The sequence below is a fragment of the Micropruina sp. genome (genome assembly GCF_047607385.1).
In the GTDB taxonomy this organism is placed as follows: domain Bacteria; phylum Actinomycetota; class Actinomycetes; order Propionibacteriales; family Propionibacteriaceae; genus Micropruina.
This window is the reverse complement of sequence record NZ_JASGDE010000198.1, coordinates 19,893-30,815: the sequence shown is the minus strand read 5'-3', so window position 1 is coordinate 30,815 and position 10,923 is coordinate 19,893. Positions and strand designations below refer to the sequence as shown.

The 10,923-nt window shown below is 70.5% G+C and carries 12 protein-coding genes; 8 read left to right on the top strand and 4 right to left on the bottom strand.

Going from position 1 to position 10,923, the window contains the following annotated elements:
* A partial coding sequence (locus QM582_RS17225; RefSeq protein WP_415086470.1) for a L,D-transpeptidase family protein occupies nucleotides 1-784 on the top strand: 784 nt, incomplete at its 5' end.
* Nucleotides 785-912: 128 nt separating this feature from the next.
* Here the strand turns inward: QM582_RS17225 and QM582_RS17220 are convergent.
* Entirely contained in the window at nucleotides 913-1,674 is a 762-nt protein-coding gene (locus QM582_RS17220) for a transposase (RefSeq protein ID WP_415086468.1), read from the bottom strand.
* A 261-nt stretch (nucleotides 1,675-1,935) separates the two neighbouring features.
* Complete coding sequence (locus QM582_RS17215) at nucleotides 1,936-2,661, bottom strand: IclR family transcriptional regulator (protein WP_415086466.1); 726 nt, start codon at nucleotides 2,659-2,661, stop codon at nucleotides 1,936-1,938.
* A gap of 94 nt (nucleotides 2,662-2,755) precedes the next feature.
* Between QM582_RS17215 and leuC the strand changes: the two genes are divergently transcribed.
* The 4 genes from leuC (at nucleotide 2,756) to QM582_RS17195 (ending at nucleotide 7,231) form a co-directional block, all read left to right on the top strand.
* Nucleotides 2,756-4,153: a 3-isopropylmalate dehydratase large subunit gene (gene leuC / locus QM582_RS17210; RefSeq protein ID WP_415086464.1), complete on the top strand. Its 1,398-nt coding sequence runs from the start codon at nucleotides 2,756-2,758 to the stop codon at nucleotides 4,151-4,153.
* Between the two features lie 11 nt (nucleotides 4,154-4,164).
* Nucleotides 4,165-4,770 (top strand): 3-isopropylmalate dehydratase small subunit, encoded by a 606-nt coding sequence (gene leuD, locus QM582_RS17205; RefSeq protein WP_415086463.1) that lies wholly within the window; start codon nucleotides 4,165-4,167, stop codon nucleotides 4,768-4,770.
* 281 nt (nucleotides 4,771-5,051) lie between these two features.
* Nucleotides 5,052-5,825: a lysophospholipid acyltransferase family protein gene (locus tag QM582_RS17200; protein WP_415086461.1), complete on the top strand. Its 774-nt coding sequence runs from the start codon at nucleotides 5,052-5,054 to the stop codon at nucleotides 5,823-5,825.
* Between the two features lie 290 nt (nucleotides 5,826-6,115).
* Nucleotides 6,116-7,231 (top strand): D-alanine--D-alanine ligase family protein, encoded by a 1,116-nt coding sequence (locus tag QM582_RS17195; RefSeq protein ID WP_415086460.1) that lies wholly within the window; start codon nucleotides 6,116-6,118, stop codon nucleotides 7,229-7,231.
* Between the two features lie 18 nt (nucleotides 7,232-7,249).
* Here the strand turns inward: QM582_RS17195 and QM582_RS17190 are convergent, their stop codons facing one another.
* Entirely contained in the window at nucleotides 7,250-7,522 is a 273-nt protein-coding gene (locus QM582_RS17190) for a hypothetical protein (RefSeq protein WP_415086458.1), read from the bottom strand.
* A 263-nt stretch (nucleotides 7,523-7,785) separates the two neighbouring features.
* On the opposite strand from QM582_RS17190, the gene QM582_RS17185 reads away from it, so the two are divergent.
* Genes QM582_RS17185 through QM582_RS17175 form a run of 3 tightly spaced genes read left to right on the top strand, consistent with a single transcriptional unit; the run spans nucleotide 7,786 to nucleotide 9,948 of the window.
* Nucleotides 7,786-8,217, top strand: a complete 432-nt coding sequence (locus QM582_RS17185) for a DUF6069 family protein (RefSeq protein ID WP_415086456.1) — start codon at nucleotides 7,786-7,788, stop codon at nucleotides 8,215-8,217.
* Between the two features lie 44 nt (nucleotides 8,218-8,261).
* On the top strand, nucleotides 8,262-9,341 hold the full coding sequence (locus QM582_RS17180; RefSeq protein ID WP_415086454.1) for a sensor histidine kinase: 1,080 nt from the start codon (nucleotides 8,262-8,264) through the stop codon (nucleotides 9,339-9,341).
* On the top strand, nucleotides 9,331-9,948 hold the full coding sequence (locus QM582_RS17175; protein ID WP_415086452.1) for a response regulator: 618 nt from the start codon (nucleotides 9,331-9,333) through the stop codon (nucleotides 9,946-9,948). Before QM582_RS17180 ends, QM582_RS17175 begins: the two co-directional genes overlap by 11 nt.
* A 75-nt stretch (nucleotides 9,949-10,023) precedes the next feature.
* Here the strand turns inward: QM582_RS17175 and rarD are convergent, their stop codons facing one another.
* Nucleotides 10,024-10,920: an EamA family transporter RarD gene (rarD, locus tag QM582_RS17170; RefSeq protein ID WP_415086445.1), complete on the bottom strand. Its 897-nt coding sequence runs from the start codon at nucleotides 10,918-10,920 to the stop codon at nucleotides 10,024-10,026.
* Nucleotides 10,921-10,923 lie beyond the last annotated feature (3 nt).

Sequence of the window (10,923 nt, the reverse complement as noted above, 5' to 3'; positions counted from 1 at the left end):
GTCCGTCGCACCGAGCGCGGAGTCGCCGCAGCCGTCGGCGCCCTCGGCCACCCCGTCCGCCTCGCAGACCCCGACCCCGCCGCCCGATCCGCTGGCGCACCTGAGCGCCAAGATGCGCAAGCAGTACAAGGCCTGCCTGCCCAAGACGCTGCGCGCCGGGTCGTCCGGCAACTGCGTGACGCTGCTGCAGAGCGAGCTCAAGAAGGCCGGCTTCTACCCGTGGGGCAAGTCCCGCTACGTCAGCGTGGCCGGGGCGAACGCGATCCTGAATTACCAGCGCTCCCGCGGGCTGGACGCCGACGGCTGGGTCGGCAAGAGCACCTGGCTGGCGCTCGCCACCAAGGCCCCGTCGGTGTCCAGCGAGTTGCCCAAGACCTGCTACACCAAGGGCGTCGTGCTGTGCGTCGACCAGGCCCACCGCAAGCTCACCTGGCTGCGCAACGGCAAAGTGGTGAAGACCTTCAAGGTTCGCCTCGGTGGTTACGCGCAGCACGCCAAGACCCATATCTGGCGCAATTTCCCGACCGCGAACGGCACCTGGAAGGTCTACGACAAGCAGGTCAATCCCGCCTCGGAGAACTACGGTTCCGGTGCCATGCCCTACAGCACGATGTTCTACCCCGACATGTACGTGCACTATTCCTCGGGATTCCGCAGCGTGGGTTATGCCTCCTCCAGCCACGGCTGCGTGAACATCGGCAAACTCAGCGACGCGACCTGGATCTTCAAGAACACCCCGATCGGCGCCAAGGTCCACATCTTCTCGCCCAAGGCCGCCGCCTGACCCTCGGGGACGGTTCTCAACGGTTGGGGACGGTTCTCGGTGGTTGAGTTTCGCTCGGTTGGGGACGGTTCTGGGCCGCTGTGAGCGGTCGGATGCCACCAGGTGGTTCCTTCGAAGCCAGCGCTGTCTCAGCCGGCTGACGTCGCGTGCAGTCGCTTGACGCCGTAGATGCTCATCCCGGTGGCCCGCGCGATCTGCGCGTAGCTGATGCCTCGCGTCCTGAGTTCGCCGACGGCGCGGCGACGGGTTGACGCCGCGAAATCGAGGAACTCGTCCGGGCTTTCCGCTCCGCAGACGCTGCGAAGAAGTTGGTCGACAGCGTCCTGCGTGCATCGTTGCCGGCCCTCTTGGAAAGGATCGGACGGGGGAGTGGCAGGGTTTTCCGACAGGTCGCTGGTCGCTCCATCGGGCAGTAGTCGCGCGAGTTCCTCGGCGTCGACCAGCTGCGTCCGACGCCCCAGAAGCCGGCGGCTGCTCCACCGGTACTCTTCCGCACGTTGGCTGAGCCCGGCCGCAACCGGGTTGTTCCACACGTATCGAAGCAGTGTGACGAAGTACTCATCGTTTTCCACAGGACGGCTTCTGAAGCGGTCCTGGAACAGATGCCCAACCCGTTCGTACTTGTGGTTGAACCAACTCGCGTAGCTGACGCCCAGTCGTTTCATGGTGGTGCCGATCGGCTCACGGGCTGTGCGAACCACGAGGTGAACGTGGTTCGGCATCAAGCAGTAGGCGAGCACCGCGGAACCCGACGCGTCCCTGGCGAGCGTCAGTGCGTGCAGGAACCGCGCGTAGTCCTCGTCGTCGAGGAAGATGGCGTCGCGGTTCAGTCCGCGGAGCATCGCGTGATATATGCCCGATTCGGCGAGCTGCCGGGCGTGACGAGGCATGGTTCTCCTCCGGTTTCGATCGGAGGACGAGCCTAAGCAGTGAGAGCCGCGATGAGGACGACTTCTTCGTGATCTGTGGATAACTCTCGGTGGGCCGATCGGCGTCGCCAGGCTCAGGGACGGGTTCTCGGGCGGCGGAGAACCCGTCCCTGTTGGGTGAAACTCAACGAGCGAGAACCGTCCCCGACCGTTGAGAACCGTCCCCGATGAACGAAAACCGACCGGCGAGAACCGTCCCCGACCGGCGAGAACCGTCCCCGGTCAGCCTTCGGCGCCGGAGCGGCGGAGCACTTCGCTGAGCCGCTCGGCGGCGGCCATCACAGCGGGGGCGTGCAGGCGTCCGGGCTGCCGGGAGAGCCGCTCGATCGGGCCGGAGACGCTGACCGCGGCGATCACCTTGCCGGACGGGGAGCGCACCGGCGCGGACACCGACGCCACGCCGTTCTCGCGCTCGCCGACCGACTGGGCCCAGCCGCGGCGCCGGACGGTGGCCAGCGCCACCGCGGAGAAGGTGGAGCTGAGCAGGCCGCGCTGGATCCGCTCGGGGTCCTCCCAGGCCAGCAGCACCTGGGCGGCGGAGCCGGCCGACATGGTCAGCTGCGAACCCACCGGGACGGTGTCCCGCAAACCTGCCGGACGCTCCGCGGCGGCGGCGCAGACGCGCATGTCGCCCTGCCGGCGGAACAGTTGGGCGGACTCCCCGGTGATGTCGCGCAGCCTGGCCAGGACGGGGCCGGCGGTGGCCAGCAGCCGGTCCTCCCCGGCCGCGGACGCCAGCTCGGTCAGCCGCGGACCGAGCACGAACCGTCCTTGCAGATCTCGGCTGACCAGACGATGATGTTCCAGAGCCACGGCCAGCCGGTGAGCGGTGGGCCGGGCCAGTCCGGTGGCGGTGACCAGTCCCGCCAAGGTGGTCGGTCCCTGCTCCAGCGCAGTGAGCACGAGGGCGGCTTTGTCCAGTACCCCGACTCCACTTGAGTTGTCCATAGTCTGATACTGCCGTCTCGAATCATGGTATGCAAGTGTCTGCGGCGTATTCTTGCCTGCGCAGTTCGACGAACCGCGGGATTAGGGAGGCAGGATGGGCAAGACCCTCAGCGACAAAGTGTGGGAGAACCACGTCGTCCGTAGCGCCGCCGGGGAGCCGGATCTGCTCTACATCGATCTCCACCTGGTTCACGAGGTAACCTCGCCGCAGGCCTTCGACGGGCTGCGGCTGGCCGGTCGCAGCGTGCGTCGCACCGACCTCACGATGGCCACCGAGGACCACAACACCCCGACGCTGAACATCCTCAGCCCGATCGCCGACCCGGTCAGCAAGCTGCAGGTCGACACCCTGCGCAACAACGCCAAGGAGTTCGGCGTCCGGATCCACTCGCTGGGCGACAAGGACCAGGGCGTGGTGCACATCATCGGTCCGCAGCTGGGCCTCACCCAGCCCGGCCTGACCGTGGTCTGCGGCGACTCGCACACCTCCACCCACGGCGCCTTCGGTGCGCTGGCCTTCGGCATCGGCACCTCCGAGGTGGAGCACGTGCTGGCCACCCAGACCCTGCCCCAGGCCCGTCCCAAGACGATGGCGGTGAACATCAACGGCACGCTGGCCGACGGCGTCACCCCCAAGGACGTGGTGCTGGCGCTGATCGCCAAGGTGGGCACCGGCGGCGGCCAGGGCTACGTGGTCGAGTACCGCGGCAACGTCATGCGCGAGATGAGCATGGAGGGCCGCATGACGATCTGCAATATGTCGATCGAGTGGGGCGCCAAGGCCGGCATGGTCGCGCCCGACGAGACCACCTTCGCCTACCTGAAGGGACGCCCGCACGCCCCGCAGGGTGCCGACTGGGACGCCGCGGTCGAATACTGGAAGACCCTCTACACCGACGACGACGCGGTCTTCGACGTCGAGGTGGACATCGACGCCGACAAGCTGACCCCGTTCGTCACCTGGGGCACCAACCCGGGCCAGGGCGTCCCGCTGGGCGCCGCGGTGCCGTCCCCGGACGAGTTCACCGACCCGGTGGAGAAGTCCGCCGCCGAGCGCGCCCTGGAGTACATGGCGCTGCAGGCCGGCACCCCGATGCGCGACATCCGGGTGGACACCGTCTTCCTGGGCTCCTGCACCAACGGCCGGATCGAGGACCTGCGGCTGGCCGCCTCGGTGATCAAGGGACGCCGGGTCGCCGACGGCGTCCGGATGCTGGTGGTGCCCGGCTCGGCCCGGGTCCGGCTGCAGGCCATGGACGAGGGCCTGGACCAGATCTTCAAGGAGGCCGGTGCCGAGTGGCGCGAGGCGGGCTGCTCGATGTGCCTGGGCATGAACCCCGACCAGCTGGCGCCCGGCGAGCGGTCCGCGTCCACCTCCAACCGCAACTTCGAGGGCCGCCAGGGCAAGGGCGGCCGGACCCACCTGGTGTCCCCGCCGGTGGCCGCCGCCACCGCCGTGCGCGGCACCCTGTCGTCCCCCGCAGACCTGTAAGGAGCAGCCCGATGGACAAATTCGACTCCCACGCCGGGGTAGCCGTCCCGCTGCGCCGCAGCAACGTCGACACCGACCAGATCATCCCGGCCGTCTACCTCAAGCGGGTCACCCGGACCGGCTTCGAGGACGGCCTGTTCGCCGCCTGGCGCAACGATCCGGAGTTCGTGCTCAACAACCCCGCCTACAGCGACGGCTCGGTGCTGATCGCCGGCCCCGACTTCGGCACCGGATCGTCCCGCGAGCACGCCGTCTGGGCGCTGCAGAACTACGGCTTCAAGGTGGTCGTCGGCTCCCGGTTCGGTGACATCTTCCGGTCCAACTCCGGCAAGGCCGGGCTGCTGATCGCCACCGTCCCGCAAGAGACCGTCGAGGCACTGTGGGCCTTCGTCGAGGCGAACCCGGGCGCTCAGGTCGAGGTGAGCCTGGTCGACAAGACCATCACCACCGCCGAGGCGAGCTACGCCTTCGACATCGACGACTACACCCGGCACCGGCTGCTGGAGGGCCTGGACGACATCGGCCTCACCCTGCGGCACGAGGACCTGATCAGCGCCTTCGAGGCGCGCCGACCGTCGTTCCTGCCGCGGACCCAGCCGGCCCGCACCGCCGGCTGAACCACCTGCCACCACCGGCCGCCGGAGCTTCCGGCGGCCGGTTCGTGCGTCCACCCGAGCCGCGAGCCGTCGCCGACCCCGTCCTGCCGGTGTCCCAGGGCGCGGCCCGCCGAACTGCGCCGACCACGCCGGGCGTCCGGCGTCCCGATCGAGTCCTGTCGAGCCCTGTCCGAACCGTGGACGCCGCATTGTTGCAGTTTGGACACGGAGGGCTTGCGACCGAGGCGACCGTCGCGGGACGCCCAGTAACGTGAGGCGTCCCAGCCCCCGCTAGGAGTCCGATGTCCCGCGCAGCACTGTCGCTTTCGGCGGTGAATCGTGCCCCCGTCGAGCCGTTGTTCCGCCAGTTGGCACAGCTGGTCGGCCCGGTGCTCCGGGTGGTCACCAAGCAGGATTGGCGAGGCGGGGAGAAGCTGCCCCGGACCGGTCCGGTGATCGTGGTGGCCAACCACATCTCGAACTTCGACCCGGTCGCGCTGGGTCACTTCCTGATCTGGCACGGACGCTGGCCGCGCACCCTGGCCAAGAGCGAACTGTGGCACCTGCCGGTGATCGGCTGGCTGGCCCGCTCGCTGGGCCAAATCCCGGTGGAGCGGCGGACGGTCCGCGCCCGGGAATCGCTGGCCGCCGCGGCCGACGCCCTGGCCAGGGGCGAATGCGTGGTGATCTACCCGGAGGGCACCATCACCGCCGACCCGGACGGCTGGCCGATGACCGGGCATCCCGGCGCGGCCCGGCTGGCGCTGCAGACCGGCGTCTCGGTGGTGCCGATCGGCCAGTGGGGCGCGCACACCGTGATGCCCGGACGCCGGGCGTCGGTGCCGCGGCTGCTGCCCCGGGCCACCATGCAGGTGCTGGTCGGCGACCCGGTGGACCTTTCCGACCTGGCCGAGGCCAGCGAATCGCCGACGGCGGCCGCCGAGGGCAGCCTGCGGATCATGGACGCGGTCAGCGGCCTGGTCGGCGAGCTGCGCGGCGAGGTCCCGCCCGACCAGCGCTACGACCTGCGCGCCGGGAAGCGGATCCCGCGGGACTGGGCCGGCGAGGTGGTTTAGCGCCCCGGCCACCAACCTTCACCCGCTGTGCGGCGCCCGGGATCGGCGCCTCGCTGCGTTCTCCTCGGGCACCAGACGACCCGGTATGACTCCCTCGTCGGCCTCGCCAGGCATCCGACCGGACGCCGCTCGCCCGGCCGAACGTTGCTGGCCACGGCACTGGGACGCCGGGGGCGTCCCGTCTCCCCGCCCGGCGGTCGGTGATAGGGCCGCCCGGCCCGAGCGTCCGGCGGGGCTGCAGGGCGGCGGTCCATTAGGGTTTTCCGGTGACCGCGAACGCAGGAGGAAGCATGGCTCAGCGCATCCGGGTGGGAATCGTCTTCGGCGGCGCCAGCTCCGAGCACGACGTGTCCTGCCTGACCGCCGGCGGGGTCAGCCGGGCCATCGACGCCGACCGGTTCGAGGTGGTCGGGATCGGGATCACCCCGTCCGGACGCTGGGTGCAGGTGCCCGCCGACGAACTGCGGGCGTTGCGCAAGCAGGGCGACGAGCTGCCCCGGCTGGACGAGTCCCGGCCCACCGCGGTGTTGCTGCCCGGCGCCGGCGACGGCTCGGCCCGGATCGCCACCATCGACGGCGACCGGCTCGCCGACGTCCGGCCGTTCGACGTGGCGTTCACCCTGCTGCACGGCCCGTTCGGCGAGGACGGCACCATCCAGGGCATGTTCGAGATGCTCGGCGTGAAGTACGTCGGCTCGGGGGTCGCGGCCAGCGCCAACGGCATGGACAAGGACCTGATGAAGCGGACGCTGGCGGCGTCCGGGCTGCCGGGTTGCCGGTTCGTCACCGTCACCGCGCGGCAGTGGAGCCAGCAGCGCGAGGAGTCGCTGGCCCGGATCGCCAAGCTCGGCTTCCCGGTCTTCGTGAAGCCGGCCCGGGGCGGGTCCAGCGTCGGGATCACCAAGGTGGACGCCGTCGACGAGCTCGAGCAGGCCGTGCTGTTCGCGCAGAAGTTCGACCCGAAGCTGGTGGTCGAAGAGGGCGTGCTGGGTGCCCGCGAGGTCGAGTTCGCCGTCCTCGGCGGACGTGGGGGAGCGCCCCGGGTGTCGTTGCCCGGCGAGATCGTGATGCGCACCGACGGCGCCTTCTACGACTTCGAGGCCAAGTACGTCTCCGACGACGACGCCATCCTGATGGTGCCGACGGCGATGGACGACGAACTGCGCGAGCGGGCCGCGGACGTGGCCGCCCGCACCTTCGAGGCGATGGGCGCCGAGGGGCTGGCCCGGGTGGACCTGTTCCTGGCCGCGGACGGCCATGTGCTGGTCAACGAGATCAACACCATGCCCGGCTTCACCCACATCTCGATGTTCCCGGCGCTCTGGGCCGCCTCCGGGATGGACTACACCGCCCTGATCACCGACCTGATCGAGCAGGCCCTGGAGCGCCCGGTCGGGCTGCGCTGACCTGCATCGAACCTCTGGTCAGGCTGAGGCGCTGTAACGCTGGCGGGCGGCTTCGCCGCTGGTGCCGATCGCCTCGCCGACCTCGCGCCAGGACAGCCGCTGCTCACGCGCCGCGCGCACCGCTTCGGCCAGTTCCTTCTCGGCGGCGTCGCGTCGCCAGGCGGCGAGCTTGACCGCCATCGCCGGAGGGAGGAGCGCGTCCTGGTCGCCGGGCTTCGGGTCGTAGTTCTCGAAGGCGTCGGCGAACTCGTCGGCACGAGCCTTGATGTCTTCAATGGAGCGTCGAGTCATGTGGTTCACCTCAGAGCGGTTCCGACTCCATTTCGCAAGGTTACTTGCCACAAGGGAACGTGCCAACCCTGCGGCGGGCAGTACGAGCGGAGTTGGACGCTGATACGTGCTCGACAGGTGCTGGTCGCCGACGGCGGGAATGTCCGGCTGATGTGACATCTGTCCTATTCGATCGGTGACACCCCACCCTGAAACCGCAGAGGTGCGCTCCCTAGCGTGGAACCAGGTCGGAAACCCCGGCTTCCACCACGAAGGAGATTCCGATGAACGCCACCGACACCGCTACCCGCGGCACCACCAGGACCCGCTCGAACCGGGCCGCCTGGACCACCGAGCTGGTCGGAGCCTGCGCCGCCGCGATCTGTGCGCTGGTGCTGTGGACCACCCTGGTCCCGCTCGGCGGGCTCGACCTGGCCGCCGACCTGGGCGGCGGCACGATCAAGCAGATCGGCGCCCTGGACGTCGGACTCGCCGCCTTCGGGGCCGGCCTGGTCGGGCTGCTCGCGCTGCGCCTGCTGGAGCGCTTCACCGCCAAGGCGGTGACCATCTGGACCGTCGCCGCCGGCGTCGTCCTGGCCGCCTCCTACGTCGGCGCGGCGATGGCCACCAGCACCGCGGCGATGTGGGCGCTGGTCAGCCTGCACACCCTGGTCGGTGTGGTGATCATCGCGGTCGGCGTCCGGTCCCGGCGGTGACGGCGGTCGGCGGCGCAGGCAGATCGACCTCGTACCGTGAACCCATGAGGACTACGGATCCGGCACTGCCGCGCAACGCGGCAGTGCTGATCTGGGTGCCGGTGCTGCTGCTGGCGCCACTGCTCAACCTGCGCTCGGCACCGGTCTGGCTGGGCGGCGTCGCCCTGGTGCTGCTGGCCGCGGCGGGCGCGGTGGCCGGAGCGCTGACCAGCTGGCCCGAACCCAGCGGAGCCTCGGTGGCGTCCTGGACGCTGCTCGGGCTCAGCGTTACCGCCGGTTCGCTGCTCTGGAACGGCTGGGCGCCCGCCTGGCTGCTGGTCGCCATGGTGGCCGGGCTGGCGCTCGGAGTGCGGGCGGCCTGGGTCGCGATCCCGGTCACCGCGCTGGTCGCCGCCGCCCTGCAGTACCGCTTCGACCCGGTCCTGGAACAGGCGCTGACCAGGGTGTTCGTGGTGGCGTTGAGCGGGACCACCGCGGCGGTGCTGAACCGGCTGCTGATCGCCAACCGCGAGCTGCGCCGCACCCGTGAGCAGCTGGCCGCCGCCGCCGTCGCCCAGGAGCGCGAACGGGTGGCCCGCGACCTGCACGACCTGCTCGGCCACACCCTGTCGGTGATCGTGGTCAAGGCTGCCGCGGTGCGTCGGCTGATCGCCGCCGACCCGGACGCCGCCGCCGGGCACGCCGCCGACATCGAATCCGTCGGACGCAGCGCGCTGACCCGGGTCCGCGAGGTCGTCCACGACGCCGCCGCCCCGAACCTGGCCGACGAGCTGGCCGCCGCCCGGGAAGCCCTGACCGCGGCGGGCATCGCCGTCACCGAAGCTCCGCAGAGCGGCATTGGAGCCCAGCTCGGCGAGCCGCTGGCCTGGGCACTACGCGAAGGAGTGACCAACGTGTTGCGCCATTCCGGAGCCAGTCGGTGCCGGATCGCCCTGGTCCGCTCCGACGGAGCCGCCCGGCTGACCATCGCCGACGACGGGGTCGGCCACCTCGGCGAGCGCGCGGACGGACTCGGCGGGTTGGCCGGGCTGCGCCGCCGGTTGCAGGCGGCCGGCGGCGGACTCGACGTCCGGCCGGGTGACGAGGGATTCACCCTGATCGCGTGGGTGCCCGATGCCGGCTGAGACGATCACCATCCTGCTCGCCGAGGACCAGGCGATGATGCGCGGCGCGCTGGCCGTGCTGCTGGAGCTGGAGGACGACCTGACCGTGGTCGCCGAGGTGGCCGACGGCACCGAGATCCTGCCCGAGGCGCTGCGGGTGCGTCCGGACGTGGCGCTGCTCGACATCGAACTGCCCGGCCGCAGCGGGTTGGACGCCGCGGCCGACCTGGCCCGCGAACTGCCCGACTGCCGGGTGCTGATCCTCACCACCTTCGCCCGGCCCGGCTACGTGCAACGCGCCATGGCGGCGGGTGCCCGCGGCTTCCTGGCCAAGGACGGGCCGGTGGAGTCGCTGGCCGACGCGATCCGGCAGGTGGTGGCCGGCGGCACGGTGGTCGACCCCGACCTGGCCCGGCACGCGCTGCGGGAGGCGTCCAGTCCGCTGACCGACCGGGAGCGTGACGTGCTGGTCGCCGCCGAGGACGGCTCCACGATCGCCGACATCGCCGCCCGGCTCTACCTGTCGGCGGCCACGGTGCGGAACTACCTGTCCAGCGCGATCGGCAAGACCGGCACCCGGAACAAGGTGGAGGCGGCCCGGCTGGCCCGGGAGAACGGCTGGCTCTGAGCCGGACGTTTCGCTGGTCGAGCTTGTCGAGACCGCGGGCGGCAGATCGTGGGCCGGCCGCCGCGTGACTAGGGCCTACGTCGGTTCGAGTGCTTCCGGCGGCTGATGGGCGCGGATGGTCATGGTCAGGTAGATCACCGAACCGACCCAGACTCCGACCAGGCCCATCCAGTAGACCGGGGTGACGTGCTCGCCGAAGACGGTGATGCCGAGCAGGAACTGAATGGTCGGCGACACGTACTGCAACACGCCGAGCACCCCGAACTGCAGCCGGGGTGCGGCCACCGCGAAGAACCACAGCGGCAGCGCGGTGATCCCGCCGGCCAGCACCAGCATCGCGCTGCCGGCCCAGGCCCGTCCGAACTGCCCGTCGCCGCCCAGCCAGAGCAGGTAGGGCACGGCCAGCGGCAGCAACAGCCCGGATTCCACCAGCAACCCCTGCAGCGCGGTGAGCTGGGAGCGCTTCTTCACCACGCCGTAGAGGCCGAAGCTGCAGGCCAGGGTCAGCGACACCCACAACCCCTGCCAGCTGCCCGCCGAGATCACCACCACGCCGAGCAGCACGATGGCGCCGCCGACCCGGGCGCCGCGGGAGGGTCGCTCGCCGAACATCAGCACCCCGAACAGCACGTTCACCAGGGGATTGATGAAGTAGCCCAGGGACGCCTCGACGACGTGGTCGTTGGCCACCGCCCAGATGTAGACCAGCCAGTTGGTGCCGATCAGTGCGGCCGCGGCGAGCAGGACGGGGAACGCCCGCCGGGTGAACACCGAGCTGCGCAGCCAGCCCCAGCCGCTGCGCAGGCCGAGCAGGATCAGCAGCACCAGCGCGAACGACCAGACGATCCGGTGGGACAGGATCTCCAGCGGCCCGGCCGGTTTCAGCGAGGCCAGGAAGGGCGGCAGGAATCCCCACAGTACGTAGGCCGAGGCGGCGGCGCCGAGGGCCTGGCCGCGAGTGATCGGAGACATCGC

What these genes read in the sequence shown, in the direction of transcription:
- QM582_RS17220 (WP_415086468.1), bottom strand. Translation starts at nt 1,674, where the DNA reads ATGCCTCGTCACGCCCGGCAGCTCGCCGAATCGGGCATATATCACGCG.
- QM582_RS17215 (WP_415086466.1), bottom strand. Translation starts at nt 2,661, where the DNA reads ATGGACAACTCAAGTGGAGTCGGGGTACTGGACAAAGCCGCCCTCGTG.
- leuC (WP_415086464.1), top strand. Translation starts at nt 2,756, where the DNA reads ATGGGCAAGACCCTCAGCGACAAAGTGTGGGAGAACCACGTCGTCCGT.
- leuD (WP_415086463.1), top strand. Translation starts at nt 4,165, where the DNA reads ATGGACAAATTCGACTCCCACGCCGGGGTAGCCGTCCCGCTGCGCCGC.
- QM582_RS17200 (WP_415086461.1), top strand. Translation starts at nt 5,052, where the DNA reads ATGTCCCGCGCAGCACTGTCGCTTTCGGCGGTGAATCGTGCCCCCGTC.
- QM582_RS17195 (WP_415086460.1), top strand. Translation starts at nt 6,116, where the DNA reads ATGGCTCAGCGCATCCGGGTGGGAATCGTCTTCGGCGGCGCCAGCTCC.
- QM582_RS17190 (WP_415086458.1), bottom strand. Translation starts at nt 7,522, where the DNA reads ATGACTCGACGCTCCATTGAAGACATCAAGGCTCGTGCCGACGAGTTC.
- QM582_RS17185 (WP_415086456.1), top strand. Translation starts at nt 7,786, where the DNA reads ATGAACGCCACCGACACCGCTACCCGCGGCACCACCAGGACCCGCTCG.
- QM582_RS17180 (WP_415086454.1), top strand. Translation starts at nt 8,262, where the DNA reads ATGAGGACTACGGATCCGGCACTGCCGCGCAACGCGGCAGTGCTGATC.
- QM582_RS17175 (WP_415086452.1), top strand. Translation starts at nt 9,331, where the DNA reads ATGCCGGCTGAGACGATCACCATCCTGCTCGCCGAGGACCAGGCGATG.
- rarD (WP_415086445.1), bottom strand. Translation starts at nt 10,920, where the DNA reads ATGTCTCCGATCACTCGCGGCCAGGCCCTCGGCGCCGCCGCCTCGGCC.